General features: G+C 47.4%; 24 protein-coding genes. 4 read left to right on the top strand and 20 right to left on the bottom strand.

Going from position 1 to position 24248, the window contains the following annotated elements; all coding sequences use genetic code 11:
• Window positions 1–137 precede the first annotated feature (137 nt).
• The 8 genes from ACIFQN_RS11345 to ACIFQN_RS11310 all read right to left on the bottom strand — a co-directional run bounded on the left by ACIFQN_RS11345 (window position 138) and on the right by ACIFQN_RS11310 (window position 7661).
• The gene (locus ACIFQN_RS11345) at window positions 138–326 is read right to left on the bottom strand and encodes a hypothetical protein (RefSeq protein ID WP_429833128.1); all 189 of its coding nucleotides are present in this window, start codon (window positions 324–326) and stop codon (window positions 138–140) included.
• Between the two features lie 178 nt (window positions 327–504).
• Window positions 505–849: an SDR family oxidoreductase gene (locus ACIFQN_RS11340; RefSeq protein ID WP_429833127.1), complete on the bottom strand. Its 345-nt coding sequence runs from the start codon at window positions 847–849 to the stop codon at window positions 505–507.
• A gap of 47 nt (window positions 850–896) precedes the next feature.
• Window positions 897–1379, bottom strand: a complete 483-nt coding sequence (locus ACIFQN_RS11335) for a MarR family winged helix-turn-helix transcriptional regulator (RefSeq protein ID WP_429833126.1) — start codon at window positions 1377–1379, stop codon at window positions 897–899.
• 262 nt (window positions 1380–1641) lie between these two features.
• The gene (gene uhpC / locus ACIFQN_RS11330; protein WP_429833125.1) at window positions 1642–2958 is read right to left on the bottom strand and encodes an MFS transporter family glucose-6-phosphate receptor UhpC; all 1317 of its coding nucleotides are present in this window, start codon (window positions 2956–2958) and stop codon (window positions 1642–1644) included.
• Between the two features lie 111 nt (window positions 2959–3069).
• Entirely contained in the window at window positions 3070–3882 is an 813-nt protein-coding gene (locus ACIFQN_RS11325; RefSeq protein ID WP_429833124.1) for an inositol monophosphatase family protein, read from the bottom strand.
• A gap of 116 nt (window positions 3883–3998) precedes the next feature.
• Entirely contained in the window at window positions 3999–5483 is a 1485-nt protein-coding gene (locus tag ACIFQN_RS11320; RefSeq protein ID WP_429833123.1) for an aldehyde dehydrogenase family protein, read from the bottom strand.
• A 75-nt stretch (window positions 5484–5558) separates the two neighbouring features.
• Complete coding sequence (gene dapA / locus ACIFQN_RS11315; protein WP_429833122.1) at window positions 5559–6455, bottom strand: 4-hydroxy-tetrahydrodipicolinate synthase; 897 nt, start codon at window positions 6453–6455, stop codon at window positions 5559–5561.
• 30 nt (window positions 6456–6485) lie between these two features.
• Window positions 6486–7661 carry an NAD(P)/FAD-dependent oxidoreductase gene (locus ACIFQN_RS11310; RefSeq protein ID WP_429833121.1) on the bottom strand — a complete coding sequence of 392 codons (1176 nt, stop codon included), beginning with the start codon at window positions 7659–7661 and terminating at the stop codon, window positions 6486–6488.
• Between the two features lie 297 nt (window positions 7662–7958).
• On the opposite strand from ACIFQN_RS11310, the gene ACIFQN_RS11305 reads away from it, so the two are divergent.
• The 4 genes from ACIFQN_RS11305 to ACIFQN_RS11290 all read left to right on the top strand — a co-directional run bounded on the left by ACIFQN_RS11305 (window position 7959) and on the right by ACIFQN_RS11290 (window position 11543).
• Complete coding sequence (locus tag ACIFQN_RS11305; protein ID WP_429833120.1) at window positions 7959–9632, top strand: sigma-54 interaction domain-containing protein; 1674 nt, start codon at window positions 7959–7961, stop codon at window positions 9630–9632.
• 68 nt (window positions 9633–9700) lie between these two features.
• Window positions 9701–9973 carry a (2Fe-2S)-binding protein gene (locus ACIFQN_RS11300; protein ID WP_429833119.1) on the top strand — a complete coding sequence of 91 codons (273 nt, stop codon included), beginning with the start codon at window positions 9701–9703 and terminating at the stop codon, window positions 9971–9973.
• Window positions 9970–10302, top strand: coding sequence for a (2Fe-2S)-binding protein (locus tag ACIFQN_RS11295; RefSeq protein WP_429833118.1), 333 nt, complete (start codon window positions 9970–9972; stop codon window positions 10300–10302). Before ACIFQN_RS11300 ends, ACIFQN_RS11295 begins: the two co-directional genes overlap by 4 nt.
• Window positions 10299–11543 (top strand): NAD(P)/FAD-dependent oxidoreductase, encoded by a 1245-nt coding sequence (locus ACIFQN_RS11290; protein ID WP_429833117.1) that lies wholly within the window; start codon window positions 10299–10301, stop codon window positions 11541–11543. Before ACIFQN_RS11295 ends, ACIFQN_RS11290 begins: the two co-directional genes overlap by 4 nt.
• Window positions 11544–11694: 151 nt before the next feature.
• Here the strand turns inward: ACIFQN_RS11290 and ACIFQN_RS11285 are convergent, their stop codons facing one another.
• From ACIFQN_RS11285 to ACIFQN_RS11230, 12 genes are all read right to left on the bottom strand, one after another.
• The gene (locus tag ACIFQN_RS11285) at window positions 11695–12894 is read right to left on the bottom strand and encodes a CaiB/BaiF CoA transferase family protein (RefSeq protein WP_429833116.1); all 1200 of its coding nucleotides are present in this window, start codon (window positions 12892–12894) and stop codon (window positions 11695–11697) included.
• A gap of 74 nt (window positions 12895–12968) precedes the next feature.
• Entirely contained in the window at window positions 12969–13784 is an 816-nt protein-coding gene (locus ACIFQN_RS11280; protein WP_429833115.1) for an enoyl-CoA hydratase/isomerase family protein, read from the bottom strand.
• A 35-nt stretch (window positions 13785–13819) separates the two neighbouring features.
• Complete coding sequence (locus ACIFQN_RS11275; RefSeq protein ID WP_429833114.1) at window positions 13820–14893, bottom strand: acyl-CoA dehydrogenase family protein; 1074 nt, start codon at window positions 14891–14893, stop codon at window positions 13820–13822.
• Window positions 14890–16044: an acyl-CoA dehydrogenase family protein gene (locus tag ACIFQN_RS11270; RefSeq protein WP_429833113.1), complete on the bottom strand. Its 1155-nt coding sequence runs from the start codon at window positions 16042–16044 to the stop codon at window positions 14890–14892. Before ACIFQN_RS11270 ends, ACIFQN_RS11275 begins: the two co-directional genes overlap by 4 nt.
• A gap of 208 nt (window positions 16045–16252) precedes the next feature.
• Window positions 16253–17023, bottom strand: a complete 771-nt coding sequence (locus tag ACIFQN_RS11265) for an IclR family transcriptional regulator (RefSeq protein WP_429833112.1) — start codon at window positions 17021–17023, stop codon at window positions 16253–16255.
• A gap of 74 nt (window positions 17024–17097) precedes the next feature.
• Complete coding sequence (locus tag ACIFQN_RS11260) at window positions 17098–18279, bottom strand: MFS transporter (RefSeq protein ID WP_429833111.1); 1182 nt, start codon at window positions 18277–18279, stop codon at window positions 17098–17100.
• Window positions 18280–18420: 141 nt separating this feature from the next.
• Window positions 18421–18759, bottom strand: a complete 339-nt coding sequence (locus tag ACIFQN_RS11255) for a helix-turn-helix domain-containing protein (RefSeq protein ID WP_429833110.1) — start codon at window positions 18757–18759, stop codon at window positions 18421–18423.
• A gap of 34 nt (window positions 18760–18793) precedes the next feature.
• Entirely contained in the window at window positions 18794–19318 is a 525-nt protein-coding gene (locus tag ACIFQN_RS11250) for a hypothetical protein (protein ID WP_429833109.1), read from the bottom strand.
• A 90-nt stretch (window positions 19319–19408) separates the two neighbouring features.
• A complete protein-coding gene (locus ACIFQN_RS11245) occupies window positions 19409–20383 on the bottom strand; it encodes a biotin-dependent carboxyltransferase family protein (protein ID WP_429833108.1) in 975 nt (324 codons plus the stop codon).
• A gap of 1 nt (window position 20384) precedes the next feature.
• Window positions 20385–21272, bottom strand: coding sequence for a 5-oxoprolinase subunit B family protein (locus tag ACIFQN_RS11240; protein ID WP_429833107.1), 888 nt, complete (start codon window positions 21270–21272; stop codon window positions 20385–20387).
• Window positions 21273–21286: 14 nt separating this feature from the next.
• Window positions 21287–23359, bottom strand: a complete 2073-nt coding sequence (locus tag ACIFQN_RS11235; RefSeq protein WP_429833106.1) for a sigma 54-interacting transcriptional regulator — start codon at window positions 23357–23359, stop codon at window positions 21287–21289.
• 113 nt (window positions 23360–23472) lie between these two features.
• Window positions 23473–24231, bottom strand: coding sequence for a LamB/YcsF family protein (locus ACIFQN_RS11230; RefSeq protein ID WP_429833105.1), 759 nt, complete (start codon window positions 24229–24231; stop codon window positions 23473–23475).
• Window positions 24232–24248 lie beyond the last annotated feature (17 nt).

Here is a 24248-nt window from a genome sequence, read left to right as displayed (position 1 = left end):
CAATAAAAGCAGCGGCAGTCTAAGACTTTATGATCAAGTCCTAGCTCAGCCGCTGTTTCTTTTTTTCAGTCAGTCTATTACTAATGAGGACTATTTCCAAACTTCTTTATAAACCCTCATACTGTTTTTCCCCGTGATCAGATCAGTTTAATTGCTTCATCTTTATACCCTCTCTTGGCAAGAGCGCGCACTATCTCTGGCATCTTGGAGTGTCCTTTGACAACGTCAAAATCGGGGCGAGACATCTTGGCCAGATATTCCGGGGAATCGTACTTCATGAACGGCTCGATCATATCAAGACCCAGTCCGATGTTTGAGTTACACATCAGCGGCTCGAACCGGTTTAAGCGAAAAATTGGTAAGGGGATCGTGCAATTAGGCAAAGCTACGAATAATCGGAAGGCTGTCCCTTTCAGTAGATTTTTGGGGACAGCCTTTCTACCAAATTCTCTATTTGTGATAGGGTACCCGCCTGATCAACATACCAGGACTTGGCATGCTGCGTTATTGTTCAGCTCTAATCACCTGTCCATTGATCCCATTCTCCGGCAAGGTTGCCAAATACACCAGTTTATCGACAACCGATGCTGAGTCCCCCACTCCATAAGGGTTTTGTTCTGTTTTCAAATTGCCCGGATCGAACAGGTTTACCAAAATTCCATTTGCTACTTCCTCAATCGCCACTGTCTTCATTAATCCTTCCAATCCCGCTTTTGCTGCCGAATACGCCCCCAATCCTTCATAGACGAGATTAGCCATTGCTGAAGTAATGGAAATAATCCGGCCATATTGTTGGTTTCTCATTGTCGGGAGAAAGGCGTTGGTTACCAGTACTACGCGATTCGTCAATGTACCGATGTTTACCCTACCCTCCTAGATTTTTTTTTTGCATCCCTTCAACTAGCCTCATGTAGCAAGTGAATCAACTGCTGGCTGTGACTTTGTTCTAGTATTTCGGAATGCCGCAAATAAATGTTTTCCAAGCTATCATAGATTTGCTGGCACAACACTTTTCCTGCTTCCGTCAAATACATCAACATGTGCTTGCCTTCCGGCTTTCGTTCTATATAGTTGCTTTTTACTAGCTTATCAATGAATCTCGTGCTTGTTGAAGGAGCAATGCTGAGCTTCTTGCATAACTCTTTTTGCGAAATGCCAGGATGATCCTTGATCGTAATAATCAGATAAGCGTAAGAAGGCGGGATGTCTAGGGATGCAAATGCCTCCTCAGCCAGCTTATCCATCTGCCTGGCAAACCTGGCAACAGTAAAATAAAGGCAGTGACTCAGCAAATAATCGGAACTGGGCACCTCTCCCTGACCATAGGCATCTTTCCTGTTATACGTAAAATAAGCACCTTTAGCATTTTCTTCTTTCAAGGAATCCTTTCTCCTTTAATACATCGCGATTTGAAAGGCTGGTCCGCATTCATTTGTATTTACAAACATTGCTAACGGCTTACATTTTACTTATTTATTTCCATTTTGTAAATAGTCAGTCTTTAGCTAATTCGCTACTCGTGATGGGCAGTCTTGTTCGAGGCAATAAAAATAGCCCCGCTAGGAACGAGGCGAGCTGTCATTTATGCTTTTTGGCAAAACGATTTGGTATCTACGAGATCATTATTGAGCCTTCTCGCCATCACGCAGACATTTTCTTTTTCTTTAATAACGGCAGCAATAAGATGGCAGAAAGTAAGGTAGACACGATCATTGTAATAAAGAAACCATTCCATCCGGTCCCTTCAATGACCAGAGCAAGCGGATACCCAGACAAAGCTGCACCCATATAACCAAACAATCCGACGAATCCTGTTGCCGCTCCAGCAGCATCTTTATGAGCTGATTCTGCCGCCGCCATCCCAATTAACATTTGCGGACCAAAGATAAAGAAACCAATTGCAAAGAAACAAACGGCGATCAATCCGTAGCCAAAGCCGGGAAAAATCCATAATAAAGCTGCGGCAACTCCGATCCCAACCATGAAGATAATATTCATTGGGGTGCGATTCCCTTTGAACAGAATATCAGATCCCCAGCCCGCAACGATTGTTCCGAAAAATCCGCCAACTTCCAGCCAGGAAAGGGCCGAGTTGGCCTTCACCAAATCGTAACCGTATTCTCGGACCAAATACAGGTTTGTCCAATCATTCAGTCCAATGCGAACGATATAGACCAAAACATACGAGATGGACAATAACCAAATATATTTGTTCGTGATAATATAGCGGACGAGAATCTGCATCATCGGCATTTTTTTGCTCTCTCGTTCTTGCTCCAACTCTAATGAATCATTGCGCCATTCTCCAACCGTAGGCAAACCCATTGAGGCAGGACGGTCACGTAAGCGCCAGCAAACAAATAATCCCGCCACAATTGCAATCACCCCTGGCACAAACATCCCATAGCGCCAACCATAATGAACCGTCAAGCCGCCGGCAAGCAAAGGAATCAGAGCACCACCTACATTGTGTGAAGTGTTGCAAAGCGCCCACCAGAAGCCACGCTCATTCCGAGAATACCAAACGGTCAATGACTTAGAGGCTGGCGGCCACCCCCACCCCTGGAAAAAGGCATTCAGAATCCACAGACAAGTAAAAACAACAAGGGAAGAGCTAAGTCCAAAGAAGATATTGATGATGCCTGTTAGGATTAAACCCACTCCCATAAAATATCTGGGGTTCGCTTTATCGCTCATAATACCGGAGACAAACCGTGATGTCCCATACACAAAATAGAAAGCTGTACTCAACATGCCAACATCTGTGACAGCCCAGCCAAGATCTTTCAACATTTCAGGCATTACATATTTAAAACTGTTTCGAGTGAAATAATAAATGGAATAGCCAACATATAGGGCAATCAAAATATGAATTCGCCAATAGCGGTAGGCTTGGTTAATTTCTTCCTTTGTTTTGGTTACAGGCTGATCAGGCAGTGACTTAAACCAGTTAATCATATTGGTTGTGCTCCTCTCATGGGGTAGAGTCTACTGCGCAAAGTCAAATGGGCTTTGGAGCTCTCCCGCTTATCCAGGCTAAGCGGGAGTCGCTTTTAGCGCATGTATGTCTCACTTGCGATTTTCCACTTTGTGCCAGTACTGCAGGATTGCCAATGCTTGTGCATGCAGATCGGCATCGCCCGCAGCGACAACAGTCGTACCGGAATGAATGGTCAATGGCTTTCCATCCCAGTCTGTAATGACACCGCCAGCCCCTTCAATCACTGGCACTAAGGCACAATAGTCCACCTCGCGCATCCCGCCGCTGTCTACACTTACATCGATCTTTCCAGTAGCAAGACACGCATAGGCGTAGCATGCGGCACCATAGACGCGAAACTTAGTTGCCTCGATCAATTTTTCATAACCTTTCCGGTGTTCAGATAATACAGGCTCTGTATTGCTGGAAGACATCAGTGCTTCAGATAATTGTTTGCAGACCCGAGTCGAGACCGGCCGACCATTTAATGTGGTCTGTTTTCCTTTCACGCCGATCCAGCGCTCTGCAACAGACGGAATGTCAATTACACCCAAAACGGGTACACCGTGGTGACATAAAGCAATCAAGGTGCCGTAAACGGGTACACCCGTAATAAACTGCCTTGTTCCGTCAATCGGATCGATCACCCAAACAAATTCGGATTGGATGGCCTCAGCCCCATATTCTTCTCCCAATATTCCATGGTCGGGGCAATGCTGCTGAATCATCTCGCGCAGTTGTCGCTCCACTTTTTGATCGATTTCTGTCACCGGGCTGGCGTCAGCTTTGGTTTCAAAATCAAAGTTGCCATACAGGTAATTTTTGCGATGCTGATCGAGAGTCAACCTTGACATATCTGCTGCCTTCTCAGCAACGGCGATAAACTTTGTGTAGTCTTCCATAGTAGCCTCCTCAAATGAAGTTACGATTTTTAGTTAATGACCTAAACCATTTCCGTATGAGCATCGTATAGGAAGGAGCCAAGCTTTTTCAATAACAAGGAACCAGCAAAGTTTTTTTATTTCAAGTTTATCCAAATGCTTTTCACTTCTGTGTAATTGTCAAGGGCATATGAACCCATTTCGCGTCCGATGCCTGATTGCTTATAACCACCGAATGGGGCTGCAGGATCTTCGAGATTGTAATCATTAATCCAGACTGTGCCTGCTTTCAAGCGATTTGCGACCTGGTGTGCGGTTTTCACGTTTTCGGTCCATACCCCTGCGGCAAGCCCATATGGCGTGTTATTTGCCCTCTCAATGACCTCTTCCACCGTATCAAATGGCAGAACCGCAACTACTGGACCAAATATTTCTTCTTTCGCGATTGTCATGTCATCTGTAACATCAGCAAAAATCGTTGGCTGAACGAAGTACCCTTTTTCAAATGCCTTTGCGCCACCTGCTGCGATTCGCGCGCCTTCCACTTTTCCTTTTTCAATGTAATAGAGCACGCGCTCTTGCTGTTTTTTCGAGACAAGCGGGCCCATTTCCGTTCCGTTGTCCATTCCTGCTCCCAACTTGACGTTGTTCGCCATCCTCGCCAGCTCTTCTACCACTTTATCGTAGTGTTTTCTATGGACGAACACCCGGGAGCCAGCACTGCAATTTTGCCCATGGTTGTACATGATCCCGCTGAAGGCACCGATGATGGCACCTGGTAGATTCGCATCTTCCAAAATAATATTGGGTGATTTTCCGCCGAGTTCTAGGGTCACATGCTTGATCGTTTCTGCTGCTTGGCGCATGATATACTTCCCTGTGTCTGTGGAGCCTGTAAAAGCCACTTTTTCGATATCCGGATGATTCACAATGGCTGCACCTGCCGTATGGCCAAATCCAGGAACGAAATTCACAACCCCATCCGGGAATCCCGCTTCTTTAAACAGCTGAGCCGTATATAAAAGAGAGAGCGGAGTTTGTTCGGCAGGCTTTAATACAATCGTGCAACCGGTTGCGAGAGCTGCCCCCATTTTCCATGCAGACATGACTAACGGATAGTTCCATGGAATAATTTGACCGACAACTCCTATCGGTTCATGACGGGTATAGTTGACATAGTCTTTTGAAATTGGTGTCGTTTGACCCAGAATCTTCGTTGCCCAGCCAGCGTAATAGCGGTAATGCTCCACTGTTGCTGGAATATCGTCATGCAATGCGACTACATATGGTTTTCCGTTATCCAACGCTTCCAGCTGAGCGAGCTCTTCTTTATGTTCGTCAATTAAATCCGCCAGTTTGTAAATGAGATGTGCTCGCTCTGCCGCGCTTAGTTCAGGCCAAGGTCCGTTCTCAAACGCCCGTCGAGCGGCTTTCACTGCTGTATCGACATCTTCTTCCTGCGCTTCACTAACGACAGCAAGAACTTCTTCTGTCGCCGGATTGAACGTTTCAAATGTATTCCCACTGACAGACGGTACGAATTTTCCGTCGATAAAAAGCTCAATGCTTCCTTCTAAAAACGCTTTCACCTTTGGCTTTCGTTGTTCTTGCGCTGCCCTCATGTTCATTCCCCCCTGAATTTCTTTCCTTCTATAGGTGAACTCTCCCCTGCCCAACTCACTCACTTCTTTTGTTTTTTATAAAAGTGTCACGGCGGTCAAGCTTGATAAAATCTCTTGTAGCTTTTGATCTTCTTCACGTGTCAATCCTAAACGGGGGTAACGGGAAGGTCCCCCTGCTTGTCCATTCAATTCCATGGCACGCTTGACAATTTGCACATATTTTCCGGAGCCCTCAAGGAACGCACAAAGCGGCAAAATGCTGTCATTGATCGCCCAGGCTTCTTTTTGCTCGCCTTTTTGGAAATGGTCAAACATTTGCGTGACAAGCTTCGGTACGATATTCCCTGCAACCGAGATCCAGCCCGTTGCTCCGACTAAATAGGACTCCATCACCAACTCTTCTGAGCCGCAAAAAACTTCAATTTCCCCCTGGCTTAATCTGACGAGGTCTCTCGCTTTGCGAATATCTCCACTTGATTCTTTAATATGTGTAATTCTTTCGCATTCTTTGCCAATCCGCAGCATCAGCTCTGTACTCATGTCGACACCGGATGTAAAAGGATTGTTGTACAGCATGATGGGGACATTCACCGCATTCGATACTGCTTTATAATGAAAGTAAATTTCCTCCTCTTTTGGTTTGCAATAGTAGGAGTTAATGATCAGCCCGCAGTCCGCACCGTGGTCTTCCGCCTGCTTCGTGTATTCAATCGTTTCTTTCGTCGTTTCAGCAGCAGTACCTACGATAACCGGAAGACGGCCATTTACTTCTTTCATGACAATCTCTACCATTTGGAATTTCTCTTCTTTGGATAGACTTACAAATTCACCGGTGCTTCCATTGATGACAATACCTGCGACACCTTGATCCACGAAGTAGTTCACATTATTTTTTACACCACCCCAATCAATCTCCTGATCCTCATTCATGGGTGTAATCAATACAGGATAAGCTCCTCTGATCGTTGTCATATGATTTCCTCCTCCATTTTTCTCTTATGCTCAACTGCTCAATACTCTTTCTTTAAACCGGTGAAAGCTGAGTGGTTTGACGGGGATAGAAGTGTCTTTTTCGTTAATAAGCTCTTCTACTATTTTCCCGGTTACCGCTGCGAGACTGATTCCGTCGCCTTCATGTCCTGCCGCAATATAATAGCCCGGAACGTGGTCCACTCGTGATACGATTGGCAAATGGTCTTCTGTCCACGGGCGCAGCCCCGCGTATGAACGAATCACCATCATATCGGCCATTTTGGGATAAAAACGGATGGCCCGGTTGGCGATCGCTTTCATGACCTCATTGTTGACTTTGGTATCGAAACCAACGAATTCCCTGCTGCTTCCAATTAAGAAGTTTTGACTTTCCGTTGGCTCAAAGACAAGCGCGATCCCGTATTTTTCCGTCAGGGAATCGACGCGACGCTCCCCACCAAACTTGGAAATCAAGTATCCAAACTCCATTACCTTTCGCGACCCCACATGCTGCTGTCTGGAAGCAACAATAATTTGTCCTTTTCTCGGTTGAATCGGGATAGTTAGATCAAGCATCTCTCCTATTCGCGGAGCCCATACTCCTGCAGCATTAACGACATAACTTGCGGTAAAAACGCCGTTTGTCGTTTCTACCTTATATAAGCCGTTCGCTTCTTTTTTCATGCCCGTTACTTCGGTTTGCCTCAAAGCTTTTGCCCCTCGTTTTTTTGCTTCATCCAGAAGGGTAAAAGCCAGGAGATAGGGATTGACAGTGGAATCCGTAGCACATTCCAATCCGCCTAACAGGTCATCTGCAAAATAGGGCGATTCCTGCCGAATATCCTGCCGATCAAGCATGCGGAACGGCAACCCAGCAGCTTTTTGGCGATCGACCCATTTTTGCGCCGCTTCCATCTCCTCGTCCGACTCGCAAACAAGAATACTGCCGGGTGCACGATATTCAAATGTCTGCTCCAAGTCTCGGCTTAATTCATCCACTAGTTTCTGACTGAATAATGACATCTGACTATCAAAACCCGGATCTTTATCAATGGCCAAAATATTGCCGTCACATCGAGAAGACGTGCCACTGACAAATTCCCCTTTTTCAATCACCGTTACATCCCTTCCGTATTTCGATACATAATAGGCAATCGAGCAGCCAATGATTCCCCCACCAATGACTAACACGTCACAATGCTTCACATACTATTCCTCCTCTAGTTGAACTGGCTTCGGCCTACTATTTTGCAATTGGTGTGCCAACCCAAATGAAACTGCCAAAATCGTATGTAGAGATGTAGCGTTTTTTAGTCTTTATTTCTATAATCAAGTATCAGACTGTCACTTTTTGACGAAATTTCCCTCCTGAACAAAAATTCAGATTGTCCCTTTCTTTTGAAGGCAGGGGAAGCTTCAGTGTAAAAAAATTTTAAATATTCGACAAATGAGTGTATATTTCTTTTTACATTGTTCATAATTTTTTACATCAGGGAGGGGTTTATGGTGTTTTCATTACCTTCGGTGAAAGAGCTAATTGCACTTCTTCTAATGGATTCACCGCTTGATAAGCAATGCATAGTAGAGAAAAACGGAACGTTCTATTATCGCTCAACGGGAGAAACATCTGAGGTTCCGTGCCAGATCTTATACGAAGATGATCCGTTTGTTTCCTTGATTCAGGCGTTTCGTTCTCATTCCATCGCTGTCATTCTGGATACAAACCAGCAACCTCTGGGCTATATCACTGCCGAACAAATGATTCATTTTCTCCATAATGCTTATCACCAATTACAAGCATTTTATGAAACGGTGATTCAAACGACGGACGCCTCCATCACGGTCATTGACGATAACAAGCGCGTCCGTACATGGACAGAAGGAGCCGAAAAAATCTTCTCATTCAAGCATCAGGATATCATCGATCAACGCATTACCGATTTTTTTGACCCTCAAAAGCTCGTCATCTTGCAATCCCTAGAAGAAGGGAAAAGTATCGTTGGCCAGCACCATCAACCCAGATCTGACCTCTTTGTCTTAATTAATTCAACCCCCGTCTATTTTCATAATCAGATCATCGGTGCTGTCGTTTCCGAAACGGATATCACGAATCAAGTCGTACTCAATGAAAAATTATTTAACATGTCCAACGAGGTGCACCGTTTAGAACAAGAAGTAGCGAAGTATAAGGACTCATCTGATCCCTTTCATCTGATTAAAGGAAAAAGCGCTGCCCTGCAAGAAACCGTGCAGCTGGCAAGAAAAGTGTGTTCTGTTAAATCAACGGTTCTCATTCTTGGGGAAAGCGGAGTCGGGAAAGAAGTATTCGCGAAAACGATTCACGAAGCAAGCGAAGGGCCGAATGCACCTTTTATCTCTATAAACTGTGGTGCGATCCCAGCTTCATTATTTGAAAGCGAATTATTCGGGTATGAACGGGGGGCCTTCTCCGGCGCGGACACCAAAGGAAAAAAGGGGAAAATAGAGCTGGCACGAGGAGGCACGCTCTTTCTTGATGAAGTAGGTGAAATGCCGCTAGAGATGCAGGTAAAGCTGCTGCGCGTGCTGCAGGAGCGGAAATATTATCGTGTCGGTGGAGAAAAAGAAATCGACATCGAATTCCGTCTCATCGCAGCCACCAATCGTGATTTGCAAGAATTGATGAAGGAAGGAAAGTTTCGGGAAGATTTATACTATCGCCTGAACGTTGTCAGCCTTCACATCCCTCCTCTGCGAGAGCGAAAAGAAGATATTATCGAACTGACCCACTTTTTTTTACACGATTTTTCCTTGAACTACCAGCGGCCGATTCATGAATTTTCTCCAGACGTCATCCATGAACTGCTTCGCTATGATTGGCCAGGCAATATTCGCGAGCTTCGCAATGTCGTTGAACGGCTCATCGTATTTGCGACAGATGGCGTGATCAAACGAGAATACCTGCCCTTTCATACAAACAGGATCAGCTTTCAAAACACTTCAGGAAAAGAACCTTTTGAATCTATCGAAAGGGACTACACCATTGCTTTGCTCCAAGAAGAAATGGACAAACATGAGAAAAAGGTCATTGAAAGAGCGCTGCAACTAGTAGATGGAAATAAATTAGAATGCGCGAAACAGCTTGGCATAACGAGGGCGACTCTATACAACCGGCTTAAGCGGCTTGGCTTAAATTAATCCTTCTCCCCTCTATGTTGGCATCTATATTGCATAGTAACTTCCTGAAAAATAGAGGAGGAATGCACATGGATACCAAGGCGTGCATGGTTATTTGCCGTTGCGAGGAAGTCACTTATGGACAACTTCAATCAACAGCAACGGAATATAAATGTACAGCAAGGGAATTAAAGCTGAGAACGAGAGCAGGAATGGGCTTTTGCGGAGGCCGTACATGCAGACCAGCAGTAGACAGGATTATCGAAAGCATCATTCCTGCTTTATCACCGGGTGAAAGTCCCTTAAAATATCAGCCCCCTATTCGTCCCGTGACATTTGGAACAGTAGGTGAAAATCAATGACCAGAATTTTGAATCACCCGGTTTTAGGGAGCTTAGCTGGCAGAGAGCGTATATCCTTTCAATATGACGGAACAAATTATGAAGCATATGAAAACGAAACGGTTGCCGCTGCTCTTTTAGCAAACGGAATAAGAAAGCTGCGTGTTCACGAAGATAGCGGGACACCTAGAGGAATTTATTGCAACATCGGTCACTGCCTGGAATGTCGCGTAACGGTCAATGGACAAGCGAATGTAAGAGCCTGCTTAACCGTTGTAGAAAAAGAAATGGTGGTTGAAAGCGGCAAACAACATCCGAATCTCGTGAGAAGGATGGTGGAAAAACGATGATGGATGTCATTGTGATTGGTGCGGGGCCAGCAGGATTAGCAGGAGCCATTGCCTGCGCAAGCGTGGGTCTTGGCGTGACCGTTATTGATGAATTTATAAAGCCAGGCGGCCGATTGCTCGGACAGCTTCATCAGGAGCCTTCTGGTCAGTGGTGGAATGGAATCAAAGAATCAGAGCGCCTTTTTCAGGAAGCAACGAACCGATCCGTCGATATTCGCTGCGGTGTGTCCGTTTACAACCTGGAAAAATCAGATCAGCTTTGGCATGTTCATACGAATGCCGGTACGCTGGAAGCTCCATTTGTCCTAGTGGCCACCGGAGCAGCCGAATATCCTATTCCCCTGCCCGGTTGGACCCTTCCCGGAGTCATGTCAATTGGAGCAGCTCAAGTCATGACGAATGTTCATCGCGTCCAAGTCGGCAAAAAGGGAATCATTATCGGAGCGAATATTTTAGCCTTTGCTATATTAAATGAATTGCAGCTTGCGGGCATAAAGGTCGATCGCATTGTCCTCCCAGAAAAAAGGGAGCTCAGCCAAAAGGCGGGGGAACCTGAGGAGGTCATGAAATCGCTCGTAAATGCTGCTCATCTGGCCCCATCTCCTCTCTTGCGTTTTGGGGGCCGTTTCATGAAGCATGACTGGATCAGAAAAATCGGCATGAACCTTTATCCCAAAAAGGGAATGAAAGTGAACGGCACCTCTCTCCAGCTTCGCAGGGCAGCGCTCGAAATTATCGGGAAAGATCAGGTCGAAGGAGTTCGGATCGCCGATATCGATGCGAATGGCACGATTGTGGCCGGATCGGAAACGATTTATGAAGCAGATTTCGTGTGTATCGCAGGCGGCTTGTATCCTCTGGCAGAGCTTGCCGCTGTCGCCGGTTGTCCCTTTCAATACATCCCTGAACTTGGGGGCCATGTCCCCCATCACTCAGAAACGATGGAGACCCCACTTGCCGGTCTGTTTGTAGCCGGTAATATCACCGGAATCGAAAGTGGCAAAATTGCCATGGCCCAAGGAACAACAGCAGGCCTATCCATCGTCAAGCAAGCGGGAAAAGGCTCCCAAACCATTGATTGGCAACTACAGGAAGCGATACAAAATGTACGAAGCGTGCGGCAACAAGCTTCTATCCAGTTCAATCCGGAGATCGAGATTGGCAGAAGCAAAATGTACGATCTTTGGGAGCAGCTCTATTCAACTGACAGCACGGGGAAAACTGTGAATAAGATTGTATAGGGCCCATGGCTGCAAGCTGACGTCAGCACACCAAACGAGACGTCAGCTTTTTTTCGGGCAAAGGCTGACTGCCTCCCTGCCCTCATCTCTACCTGAAACAACTGAATGTACAGTAATGAAAATCCATTTGAAACAATACCGAGGCTTCGAGTCACACGGGTCTGGCTCCGATTACCTTTTTTGTTCTCCACACTTCAATCTGATCCGGCGTATAGCCGAGTTCACCCAGAACCTCGTCGGTGTGCTCCCCTAATAAAGGCGGGTAGCGATTGGCTTTGGCAGGTGTAGCCGACAGCTTGACAGGAAAGCCGGGAACTTTCAGATTTTTGACGATCGGATGCTCCATCTCAAGAATCATTTCTCGCTCTCGTACATGTGGATGATGAAGCACCTCGTCGATGGAATGGATCGGTCCACAAGGCACTCCTGCCGCGTCGAGGAGTTCGTACACGACCTCACTGTTCAAGCGAGACAAGCGGCCTTGGATCAGGTCGATCAGCTCGCTGCGGTGGGCAACCCTGTCAGCGTTCATCACAAATCGGTCGTCACCGGCGAGATCCTCCCAGCCCAATGCCTGACATGCCTTTTTCCATAATCCGTCGTTGGCAATCGCAAGAATAATCTGACCATCGCAGGTGGAAAAGGCCTGGTACGGAACAAGTGAAGGATGCGCTGTTCCCATCCGTCCTGCTGGTTTCCCCGTTGCAAAATAACTCGTCGCCAAATAATTGAGCAGGACCACCTGCCCATCCAGCAAGCTGACGTCGATGAACTGTCCGAGCCCCGTCTTTTCGCGTGCAATGAGCGCAGTCAAAATACCGTAAACCGCAAACATGCCGGCATTCATATCGACGATGGAAGTGCCCACCTTGGCAGGTGTCCCGTCTGCCTCTCCTGTAATGCTCATCAATCCGCCGAAGCCTTGAAGGAGCAGATCGTAACCAGCCCGGTTCCTCTCCGGTCCAGTTCGACCAAAACCAGATACTGAGCAATAGATGAGGCGCGGGTTGATTGCCTGCAGCTCGTCATAGCCAAACCCGAGCTTTTCCATGGTGCCGGTCCGGAAATTTTCAACGAAAACATCCGTATTTTTGACGAGTGAGTAGATAATTTCCTTCCCTTCGTCGCTTTTCAAATCTATGGTCATGCTTCGCTTGTTGCGATTGGAAGCAAGGTAGTAACTGCTAATCCCATCCCAAGTAGGCGGTGTAAATCTTCTCGTTTCGTCTCCCAATTCCGGCTGCTCTACCTTGATAATATCTGCTCCCATATCTCCCAGGAGCATCGTACAAAACGGGCCTGCCAGCGTCCTCGACAGGTCAAGCACTCGAATGCCATCTAATGCTTGCAAATCGTCTTCCTCCTCCACTCGTCCCTCGAAGATTCGGCGGTTTTATGGAAACAACGGAGCTACTCCACCATTTTTCATGTAAAGTTCGGCTGTCGTTTTTCGGCAATCGCTCGAACACCTTCCTGATAATCTGGGAGTTCTGTAACTAGTCCCATGGCGGACGAAATCATATCAAGCGAGGTACGCAGGTCGATCGATTGGCTCTGATACACAGCGCGTTTCATAAAGCGAATGACTTCCTGGGGGCCTTTGACGAGTCGCTGCACATAGTTTTCTACGAAATCGTGCAAGTCTTCATCTGGCACCACATGCGTGATCAGCCCCATCTGTTTCGCCTCTTCTGCTGTGTATGTATCACCTGTCCAGAGCATTTCCAATGCTTTATCCACCCCTACGATTCGAGGTAAAAAGTAAGCTGCCCCGTCTCCAGGGACAATGCCGGCCTTGATATAGCCTTCTGACATCTTTGCACTCTGGGCGGCAATCCGGATATCACACATCAGTGCCATGTCCAGTCCCGCGCCCAATGCGATTCCGTTCATCATCGCAATCACCGGTTTATCGATTTCTGCAAGGAGCAATGGTACTCGTTGCACGCGCTTCCACAGACTGTGCTTGCGGGCTAAACCTGTAGATGCCAGATCTTCGGAATGCGCAGTGGAATGGAGGAAGCCCTCCCCCCGCATCATGGATTTAATGTCTCCGCCACTGCAAAAAGCCCTGCCATTGCCTGTCAAAACTACAGCCCGAATTTGATCATCGTCGCGAATCATCTCAAGTGCCCTGATCCACAGCTCAATCATTTCCGTACTAAAGGCATTCAAGGATTCTGGTCGATTCAAGGTGATGCGGCCAACCCCATTTTCTACGTGAAAAAGCAAATCGCTCATCGGTTCATACCCCTTTCGGCTCCATTCCACTATCATTAGGTTGATTTCGCTGTAATGAATGACCATAATTTATTATGGTCAACTTTCGTGAGCAGAGCTGCCAGTCGTTCGCTCCATTCGGTTTCCGTACCAAACTCTTCCCGCCATGACCAGACACGGCGCGTACTCTGGTGCAAAATATGTTCATGGGTGAAGCCGATTGCTCCATGTACTTGATGGGCAATCGGTGCTCCTGCACTTACAGCCTCGTTGATGCGAATTTTCGCCATGCCTATTTCCTTTGATCGTTGCCCACTCTGGTAGGCGTCAACTGCATAATTCGCTGCCGTATCCGCTGCAGCCGCTTCGCCCGCCAGCAAAGCCAATTGATGCTGAATGGCTTGAAAGCGATGGAGCGGCTTTCCGAATTGCGTACGTTCTGATGTATAGGTCACTGTAAGCTCCATGATTCGTTCTAAAGCGCCCGCCATCATGACACTTCGCATAAGTGCGCCTGTGTGCCAAATCCACTCCTTTACCCGATTCTCATCAACCGGGATGAGCTGGCAGCTTGTGCTATCGAATCTGCTCTCATGGAAGACAATCGTGTCACGAGCCTCTCCTGCCATGTTTTCTCCATGCTCGATCTGACCTCGAGCGGGATCGATTATGGCGAGCACAGACTCGAAGCCCAGCTTCCCTAAGACAAGCATTCGTTTGCAATGTCGTGCCCATGGGACAGCATCTGCTTTGCCGGACACAATCCAGCCATCCCTGTCACTCCTAAAGGTAAAAGGTTTGCTATATTTCCATGCAATCGTTAAGGGATCGCTTGTCACCTTCTGCCCTGCATCTGCCAACAGCCAATTGGTGAGAAAGGTTTCTGCGAGAGGGACAGGGGCAGAATATTTTGCAGCCAACCGCAGGATATGAAATGCGTCCACAAAGCTGCCACCTGTTCCATCCAGCTCTTCTGGAACCACTACGGTTACCATCCCTGACTCAGCCAAAGTCTCCCACAATTCAGATGCCCAGAGCCCTTTTTCTGCCTCATTGACCAATTCTTTTGTACTGAGGTCTTTCATGATTTTCGTAGTGGACTGGATGAGCATTTTCGTGATGTCATTCACTTACTGACGACCCCCTTGGCAACAATTCCCCGAAGGATTTCTGTTGTCCCTCCGCGTAGCGTAAATCCGGGCGCATGCAAGATAGATTCAGCCATGAAATGATCCAAAAGCAACGCCCCACGGATAGAGGGAGAGGTCGGGATCAACAGTCTAGCCACTTCTGCCACCTGCTGCTCAAACTTGGTACCCATGTCCTTCACCAAGGCAGCCATGACATCTGGTGTTTCTCCTTTTTCCAGCATTTGTGCTACCCCGATTGACATCAGGCGCAGGGTCCACAGCCGGGAGACCAGCTTGCTCAATTGTCCCATCAGATGTTTGTCGCCCGTCATTTTCACCTGATTCGTTAGCTCCTGCAGCAGCGGGAAGGTACTCAAAAAGCGTTCCGGACCGCTGCGCTCATAAGCCAGCTCCGTCATCCCCTGCTTCCAGCCGTTCCCCTCCTGTCCAATCAGACAATCGTCAGGGATAAAAACATCCTCAAAGAAAACTTCATTGAAGTGATGCTCACCTGTCATGAGTAAAATCGGCCGTACAGTCACACCGGGAGCAGACAAATCTACGAGAAGCTGGCTCATCCCATCATGCCTTTTTTCCGGATTGTAAGCGGACGTACGGCAAAGTGTAATCATGTAGTGGGCATGGTGGGCGCCGCTGGTCCATGTCTTGCTTCCGTTCAAAAGCCAACCTCCTTCTACTTTCACTGCTCTTGACTGTACAGCTGCCAAATCTGACCCAGCGTTGGGCTCGCTAAGACCAATGGCAAAGTAGCATTCGCCGCGTGCAATCTTTGGCAAAAAGAGGCTCCGCTGTTCTTCTGTTCCGTAGCGAAGAAGCAACGGACCGGTCTGCCGATCGGCAATCCAATGCGCAGCAACTGGTGCTCCTGCGGAAAGCAATTCTTCTGTCACGACATACCGCTCTAAAGCTGATCGCTCATGCCCGCCATAGCGCTTGGGCCACGTCATCCCAATCCAGCCCCGTTCTCCCAGTTTGCGGCTAAATGACGGGGAACAGCCGCTAAGCCACGTATCGCATTTGGGTTGAAACGTCCCGTTCTCCTGTTCGACTCGCAGGAATTCATGTATTTCTGCACGGATAAGTTCAGTCTCTTCTGACAATTCGGCAACTGGCAACTGCAGGCTTGCCATCTACTCCACCCCTTCTACTCTCTGTACGATCTGCCGAGCTTCAATTATACCGTTTAACGGTACGTTATACCTTTAAATGAAATCATATACCAATGTTTTGGCATTTTCAAGAGAGATTCGTTTTAATTATCTAATTATTTCGCTTCCTAGAAAAAAAGATGTGCAAAAGGCCCTGCTTACGAGGGATTCCTTTGCACATCGAAATGAGCTAAACCAAGAACTTGAATTCATTTGAAATCTGTCGGGCTGTCTCTTTGATCGTCTCTATGAACTTACGAAAAGTCTCGTCATTTACACGAATCATTGGAGCAGAAATGGATACGCCTGCTATTGTTTCTCCCCACCGATTTACGATGGGAGCACTGACAGAGCACACCCCGATGACTCGTTCTCCATAACTGCTGGCATAGCCATTCGCTCGTATGGTGGCCAGTTCTTTTTGCAAAGCCGCCTTGTCCGTAACGGTCGCGTCTGTAATTGCCTTCAGTTCAATATCTTGTAAATATTGTGTCATTTCCTCTTCTGGGAGATGAGCGAGCAACAGTTTTGCCGAGGCACCTGCATACAGCGGGGACGTTTGACCGATATAGGAAATCGTCATCAAATCATGCTTGCCTTCTTCAAAAGCGATACATTTTCGCTGATCATTCTCAATGATGTTGAGATATACGCTTTCACCAAATCGATCGCGAACCGTTTTCAAATACGGCTTGGTCGTCGTCAAAAGGTGCGAGTGCTCCTCTACCAGCTTCCCTAAATAATAGAGCTCATTGCCTAATCGGTAGGTTTTCTTTTTATCATCCTTTTCCAAAAACCCATAATTCACCAGTGTATTGAGAATTCGCTGGAGACTGGATTTGGAAAGTCCAAGCTTATGATGAAACTGTGCTAAGGATAGTTCTTTTTCATCCTTGGAGAAAGATCGCAGGATTTGGACCGTACGACTAATTGTCTGCATTGAGTTATCTGCGCTCACCATTGATCACTTCCCATTGTCCATAATGAATCAATGGTACCATCTTTCTATCTGTAGATAAAGTTTCTTTGCAGGAGCTACGAGACACCCACGGTCTGTCCAGCTCTGCGCATGGCAAAGACTCTCAGGCCAAACCCGAGCAGCAGTACCGCGCAAACCACGTACGGGATCGACAAGTGCAGCGAGTATAGGAAGGTTCCTGACAAGGGTCCAACGAACGATCCCACTCCTTGGGCCGCAGCGGTATAGGACGCGACCGTCGATTGTTCGTTTGGCTGTACGGCCAATGATGCAGCCGTGATATACCCGGGCAGCGTGCAGCCAATCCCGATCCCAAACAGGATGAAAACCGAAATATACGATGCCGGAACAAACAGAAACAGGGTAAAAGCGGCAAACAGGGAAGTCAGTCCGATCCTTAGCAAGCGAGCCGGCGGCCATTTAAGAAAGCGCCCGATCAGCAGTTGAACTACGACCACAATAACCCCTGCCACCGAAAGACCAATCCCGATCATTTTAGCTGCATCTGTAGCGGATAGCGAAAGCTGGTCCTGGATGTAAATCCCGCAGGCAACCTGCAAAATGATCATGACCGTCGATAACAGAAGCCCTATCCCTACATAGAGTCGTATCCGCGAATCCATAGCCGACAGCTTTCCACCCGCTGGTTTTTCCCACTTTTCCTGCTTGGCTGGAATGGTGATTCCGAACCAAATGGCAACGATGACGAGTAAAGCGGCTGAAACGTACATGGGCGCCGTAAAGCCAACTGACGTCAAAGCTGCACCCAGCGCTGGCCCGAGAACAAAACCCAAGCCGTTTGCACCTCCTAACAAAGCCATCCCAGAGGCTCGGTTCTGGGCCGTCGTCCACTCCATCAAATAACCCTGCGCCATCGTCGGGATAGCACCGAAGAAAAAGCCCCCGACTGCTCTAAGCACAAATAATTGCCAGTAAAGGCTGGTCGGATTCACCGAGACGCCTTGCGCATGGTCCGCCAAATAGGCAAACGTAGCCAGCGTCGATAAATAGCCTGAAATTGCAATGACCATCACTCTTTTGCGTTTGGTACGTGCCCATTTCTCCCAAAGAAAGCTGCCGATAATCCATAACAAGCCTGTAATGGTGACCAAACTGCCCGTCTGAATCTCCGTAAAACCCAAATTGCGGGCAAGTAATCCCAAAATCGGATTAAAGGTGGCAATGGATATCATAGCGACAAGGACTGTGACAAATATCATCAGAAAGTGTTTTTTCAAGCTGCTTCTCTCCCCTCTGATAATCATTTTCACATACCATCATTATGGCTTTCTACCTGTATCGGGAGTATTTCTCCCTGTAGCGGGAGCAAACAAAAAAGCGTAAAAAAACAACCCTGCAAAAGGCAAGGCTGCTTTTCATTACGATAAATGCTGCTTTACATATTCGCTTGGATTGCAGCCGTAATGCTTTCGAAAGGCAGCGGTGAAATTGCTGGCATTGCTATAGCCAACAGAGGCTGCTGTCTGCCCGATGTTCAGCTGCTCCGTTTCCATGAGCCATACGGCCTTTTCCATTCTCGCTTTACGCACCAATTCAAAGATTGTCATGCCGTACATTTCTCGAAAGCCCTGCTTTAATTTGCACTCATTCATCCCTACTTGTCTCGAAAGCTGACGAATGGAGAAAGGGTTTTCCAAATGGCCCAGAATGATTTCTCTCACCTGCTTGATAGTTTCTCGATCTTGCTTCCGCCACATGCCTTTGACCCCGGACACCTGATTCTGGTGACTGTTATTGCACGCACTTTTGAATGGCAGGTGTCACCTCATAGGCATCAATGCTTCCTGTATGCCGCTTTAAGAAGCCTTCAAAGATGGCCCTGTCATCCAAATTGTCCGTGTAGCCAAAAAAATGTTCGGGACTCATCCGAATTTCGAGAAATTGGTTCCGTATGTGGGCTTTTCGCTCCACATAGATTTGACTGTCTTCTAAAAAGATGACGTTGCCTTCTTGGCTGCTAATGTGGCGCTCCCGACCATTCCATGCACAATAGGTATCTCCATGCAGGCTGTAGTTTAGCTCGAGAAGACGGCAATTCTCTGTGATGTTCAGCTTTAAATCCTCTTCTAGCTGCATATCGGTGATGACGATTTCCATGCCCGGCCGTATCCGCAAGCGAGTAATTGCCCCTGTCCCCATATGTGGTGGGATCTGTGCCTGCTGCTCCCACGTTCGATCCTGCATAGTCCCTTGCATGGATTCCAGAAAAAACGGAAAGTAATCATGAATGTCTGAAATCTGCATATGGAGTTCCATTGTCGTCTCCCTCTCCGTACTGATTCGATCCAGTTCCTGTAACGTATTGTACCATGCGCGGTTCGCGTACGGTCAACGGTTCGGTGCTGCTTACCTAAGCAGACTCTGCAGCGTGGAAAGCTTCTTTTTCTTCTGCATCCGTGCTTCTATCGCCTGATCCACGGTTACGGCAATGAAGCGGGTTTTTGCATGCGGGCGGGATTGGGCTACTACGTCCATATCAGCATTAATGGTCGTGCCAATCGTTACAAAACCGCCCCCTGTCGTAGCATCACGTAAAAGCAGGATCAGCTCTTCTTCATTGGGTACCATAATCGCCCCAATCGGGTATACAATATCGACCGTATTGGATGCGTTGTTGCCGGCACCAAATGGCGGGTCAATCGACTTAAATGAGGCTGTCGCACCCGAATAACGATAGGCAATATTGTTGGACTCTAGCCCTACTTGCCACTCTGAATTCAAAAAGGTTTTGATTCCTTCATCACTTACTCGGTAGCTGGAGATGCCCATTACCATGCGAATATCGACAGACGAAGAAAATTTGGGAAGATACTCGTCAGGAATTCTCATCCCAATATGATGAAACACACCTGGCAACGGCTCCCCTAACGTTACCTCATCCCCTGCCTGCAGCTTCCGGCCATGAAAGCCTCCCAATTGACTAAGTGTGTACGTGGATCGTGAGCCAAGCACATGGGGAACCTGAATCCCCCCAGAGACACACAAATAGGATTTTACCCCTTTTTGTGCAGAGCGCAGAGTGAGAATATCCCCTTCCTGCACGCAGATCGTTTCCCACATCGGTGCCGGGTTTCCGTTCAGTTTTACTTCTAGTGGCGCTCCTGTTATGGCGATCACCGTTTTTTTGCGCACCTCGATTTTGGGGCCAAGCAACGTAATTTCCAGAGCAGCATAATCAACAGGATTACCCAGTAAAATGTTCCCAAGGCTATACGAATATCGGTCGGCGGCGCCGGAAGGAGGAACCCCCAGGTGATAGTAATCCTTGCGTCCCATATCTTGTACCAAGGTTTGCAGTCCGCCGTCCAGGATATAAAACATGCTAGAATCCCTCCATCAACCGCATCAAATACTCTTTTTTATCCGCAAAATACTCCTCCGCCTGAAAATCGACGTTTTTGATCCGGTATCGGTATGTACCGTCTGCCACCTGCTGCAAGATCGCATTGTATTCAGATTCGTCGACAGGACGATGCTTCCAAATATCGCCCGGACGCGCCAAAAAGAAGGTATCCTGTAGATCAGACAGCCGCAGGGATTGATCAAAAATAGGCACCGCACACATCCCGATCAATTGATAGCTGCCTGGCGCATGCAACGGATAGATCACAGTAAACGCTCCCCCCAGTCCCACAGCCCGACTCGGCGTATCCGTTCGCGGGCTGCTGTATTTTGGCGTTTGGATGATTTGACTTTTTTCCAGTCCCAACGGATACTCCCACGCCGTCCCCGGAATGAAGCCCATCATGGTGATCAAGTAAGGACTGGATGAATGCGCCTCGATAAATTTCTCCTTATCCGTATAGCCGTTCAGCTTCATGACGAGCTCAAAATCACTGTTGGCATCATGCGAAATATTTCGCTCGGAAAAGCGTCTACTGTACTCCAAGCTCAGGGGATCATCATACCAGATCGGAATCTCTACGATACGCACCTGCATGTTTAGCTCAGAAGGATTGCTTTTAGTAATGTCGATTTCTTTCAGGTACTCTAGCAGATCCACCGCAGAGATCGCTTCCGGGTCAAAACGAATGATATACGAAGTATTAGAAGGACAAATGTCATGGACGCCGGGAATCTGCCTTTTGCGCAGTTCATTTGTAACGGCAAGAGCCTTGAAATTGCTTTCTTCACTCATGTCTCTGGAGATTTCCGCATAAATGTATTCGTCTCCGCCAAAGTCAAAACGGGTTTCTGGCAAGGTAAACATCCGACCTCTCCTCTCTACTGCAATCGTCTCTGCATTCGTCTGCTTACGGTTGCGGGACTTACACCTAATATTTTCGCTACTCTTGCAGCCGTGCCGTATTTTTTCAAGGCGAGGGCAATCAGCTGGTTCTCGACTTCCTCTACCGCTTCTTTTAACGGCATAATATCAAGCACGACCGTTTTATTTTCTCGACTGAGCGGTTCTTCCTTGAAAAGATTGGGAAGAACATCCTGTGTACCGATGCTGTCCTCGCGTGTTTTCACGACCAGCCGTTCGATCACGTTTTGCAGTTCTCTTACATTGCCAGGCCACGAATATCCCTCAAGCATATGCAGCGCTTCTCTGCTCACATTTTTTTCCAATCCATATAGCCTGTTGAATTGCTTTAAAAAATGAATCGCTAACGGAATGATATCCGGCACACGTTTTCTGAGCGGCGGGATTTCGATCGGGATGACATACAAACGATAATAGAGATCTTCCCGAAACCTCTGATCTTTTACCAGTTCCTTCATATCTTGATTTGTTGCCACGATCACGCGCACATCCACGGGTATAGTACGTGTTCCACCGACTCGCATAATCTCCTTTTCCTGTAAGACTCGGAGTAGCTTCACCTGCATGTTGTAAGGCAGCTCTGTAATCTCATCGAGAAAAATACTGCCCTTGTTTGCCATTTCGAACATGCCTGGCTTCCCTTTTTGATCCGCTCCCGTAAACGCCCCTTTTTCATAACCGAACAACTCGCTCTCAATGAGGCTTTCAGGCAGCGCTCCACAGTTTACCCTTATAAAGGGTTCGTCTTTTCTCAGGCTGAACTCGTGAACGGCTTGGGCAAACACTTCTTTTCCAACTCCGGACTCTCCCATTAATAAAACGGTCGAATCAACCTTGGCAATATGCTTTATATCCTCCACCAAGCTCTTCATGATTTGCGACCGGTAAACCAGCTTTTTATGATTGACCTGCTTCGTGAGGAGTTCGTCCATTTCGTGTTCGTTCTCTTTTGATTTCGCTGGGGGTAGCTCCAGATCAGAACGCAAGACGTGAATTCCTGTAATATCGCGCGACAGGATGACCACCTTTTCCAGCTTGTCCCCATGAAAGACAGGCGTCGCTACCGACCATACCATTCTGCCGCTTTTGGACTCCTGAATCATGGATAGCTTTTTCTTTTGCGTCATACATAAATCGGCGATGTTGGGATAAAAAACACCGGACTTCTCCAACTGATAGACATCTGCCTCGATAAGCTGCTCAGGTAAATTGACCTGCCAAAATTCCTGCAAAAAAGTACCCGCGATGCGCACAATTTTCCCAGCGTGATTGACAACCACAATCTGTTCGTTTTCAGAGGAATAAATCGCTTGCAGGTCATCGCTTATATTTCGGACGAATTCCAACTCGTTAACCGCTTCTCCTAAACGCTCCCGGTGAGAAAAAATATGAACGATTCCAATGATCTTGCCATTTTCGTATAAAGGAGAAAAATTACCGCTCGTTCGCTTGAAATTGATCGAGCTCTCTACACTGAGTAATTGTTTTCCTGAAAGCACTTCTTCCAGGTCCTTCTCAATCGTGAGGAGCGTTTTATAATTGCGGTATTGAAGAACACTTTTCGGCAGACCGAGAATTTGTTCCGCCGTCTCATTCATAAAGGTGATTTCAAAATGGGAGTCAGTCGTAATCATGCCGATCCCTGAACTATTGAAGATGTGATTCATCTGTTCCAGCTTGTACCTGCTTAAATGATCTCTCGCATCACTCGCACTCGTATAGCCCTCGATATTTCCCGACTTGTCGATTCCAAGTACTACAGAAATGTTGTGGAAAAAAACAATGGGACTGTCTACTGGCACCTTCACCATATCTTTCCGATATTCGACCTGTTCAGAGAGATTACCGGAACGATGGATTTGCTCCAGAAGAGAAAAGCGATCAATGTAGCCGACAATATCTTGTATTTGATCCCCAACGAGCAGCCGATCCAAACTGCTTGCCTCTAATAGGTCCAGCGCTTCCTTTAATGTGCTTTCTTTCGGTAATTGGATTGAAACCGGCTGCAAAATATCTTTCCAAACCAGCAAGCTATCCCCTCCGAAGGTTGAATGTTATGAAAAATCTGTCACCTATAGCATACCAATCTTTCCGCATGAATAGGAAGTATTTTACGTAAAAGAAGCTGACCGCTTAGGAGCGATCAGCCTGCTTTTATCGGTGCTACGGTTATGTCTGCCTCGCGAAAGGCTTCGTAAATGTGTTTGATGAGAACTGGCGCTCCCGGCGTATCGCCATGAATACATACCGTTTCAGCGTGTACCCTCGCTTCTTCTCCGTCTGGAGTAAGAACGATCCCTTCCTTTACCATTCGCACCACGCGTTTGGCCATTTCCTCATAGTTTTGAATCGCCTTCCCCGTCCTGGTAAGCACGATTGAGCCATCTATTGTATGTTCACGGTCGGCATATACCTCTCTCGCAACGCGGATGCCCAACTGCTTCCCGACTTCTTCCACAGCCGAATTTTGCAAGGCGAACACGATCATTTTGTCTGACACTCGTGCCAGCCCTTCCAGTATCGCTCTCGCTAATTTCTCATCGTCCATCGCCATCATAAACAGAGCTCCGTGTGGCTTGCAATGCTGCAGCTCCATCTGATAGTAGGCCGCGAATTCTCGCAGAGCACCTACTTGATACAAAATATAATCTCGGATCTCATCTGGTGTACATGTCATGTAGCGCCGACCAAAGCCCATCATATCGGGAAACCCCGGATGAGCGCCGATCGCAACATCATACTCTTTGGCCAATTGCACCGTCTTTCGCATGACATGCGGATCGCCGGCATGATACCCGCATGCAATGTTGGCAGAGGAAATGTATTTGATCATCTCCTCGTCATTGCCCAGCTGGTAGAGACCGAAGCTCTCGCCCATGTCGCAATTCAGATCCACCTTCACTCGTTTCCCCCCTGACT

It is taken from the genome of Brevibacillus sp. NRS-1366, from assembly GCF_050467985.1.
Note: the sequence above shows the minus strand (reverse complement) of the source record. Positions and strands in the feature narration are given on the sequence as shown.

What these genes read in the sequence shown, in the direction of transcription:
- dapA (WP_429833122.1), bottom strand. Translation starts at nt 6,455, where the DNA reads ATGACAACGATCAGAGGAGCTTATCCTGTATTGATTACACCCATGAAT.
- ACIFQN_RS11245 (WP_429833108.1), bottom strand. Translation starts at nt 20,383, where the DNA reads ATGTTTTATATCCTGGACGGCGGACTGCAAACCTTGGTACAAGATATG.
- ACIFQN_RS11280 (WP_429833115.1), bottom strand. Translation starts at nt 13,784, where the DNA reads ATGAGCGATTTGCTTTTTCACGTAGAAAATGGGGTTGGCCGCATCACC.
- ACIFQN_RS11290 (WP_429833117.1), top strand. Translation starts at nt 10,299, where the DNA reads ATGATGGATGTCATTGTGATTGGTGCGGGGCCAGCAGGATTAGCAGGA.
- ACIFQN_RS11300 (WP_429833119.1), top strand. Translation starts at nt 9,701, where the DNA reads ATGGATACCAAGGCGTGCATGGTTATTTGCCGTTGCGAGGAAGTCACT.
- ACIFQN_RS11325 (WP_429833124.1), bottom strand. Translation starts at nt 3,882, where the DNA reads ATGGAAGACTACACAAAGTTTATCGCCGTTGCTGAGAAGGCAGCAGAT.
- ACIFQN_RS11345 (WP_429833128.1), bottom strand. Translation starts at nt 326, where the DNA reads ATGTGTAACTCAAACATCGGACTGGGTCTTGATATGATCGAGCCGTTC.
- ACIFQN_RS11320 (WP_429833123.1), bottom strand. Translation starts at nt 5,483, where the DNA reads ATGAGGGCAGCGCAAGAACAACGAAAGCCAAAGGTGAAAGCGTTTTTA.
- ACIFQN_RS11270 (WP_429833113.1), bottom strand. Translation starts at nt 16,044, where the DNA reads ATGGCAAGCCTGCAGTTGCCAGTTGCCGAATTGTCAGAAGAGACTGAA.
- ACIFQN_RS11305 (WP_429833120.1), top strand. Translation starts at nt 7,959, where the DNA reads ATGGTGTTTTCATTACCTTCGGTGAAAGAGCTAATTGCACTTCTTCTA.
- ACIFQN_RS11250 (WP_429833109.1), bottom strand. Translation starts at nt 19,318, where the DNA reads ATGGAACTCCATATGCAGATTTCAGACATTCATGATTACTTTCCGTTT.
- ACIFQN_RS11255 (WP_429833110.1), bottom strand. Translation starts at nt 18,759, where the DNA reads ATGTGGCGGAAGCAAGATCGAGAAACTATCAAGCAGGTGAGAGAAATC.
- ACIFQN_RS11265 (WP_429833112.1), bottom strand. Translation starts at nt 17,023, where the DNA reads ATGGTGAGCGCAGATAACTCAATGCAGACAATTAGTCGTACGGTCCAA.
- uhpC (WP_429833125.1), bottom strand. Translation starts at nt 2,958, where the DNA reads ATGATTAACTGGTTTAAGTCACTGCCTGATCAGCCTGTAACCAAAACA.
- ACIFQN_RS11295 (WP_429833118.1), top strand. Translation starts at nt 9,970, where the DNA reads ATGACCAGAATTTTGAATCACCCGGTTTTAGGGAGCTTAGCTGGCAGA.
- ACIFQN_RS11240 (WP_429833107.1), bottom strand. Translation starts at nt 21,272, where the DNA reads ATGTTTACCTTGCCAGAAACCCGTTTTGACTTTGGCGGAGACGAATAC.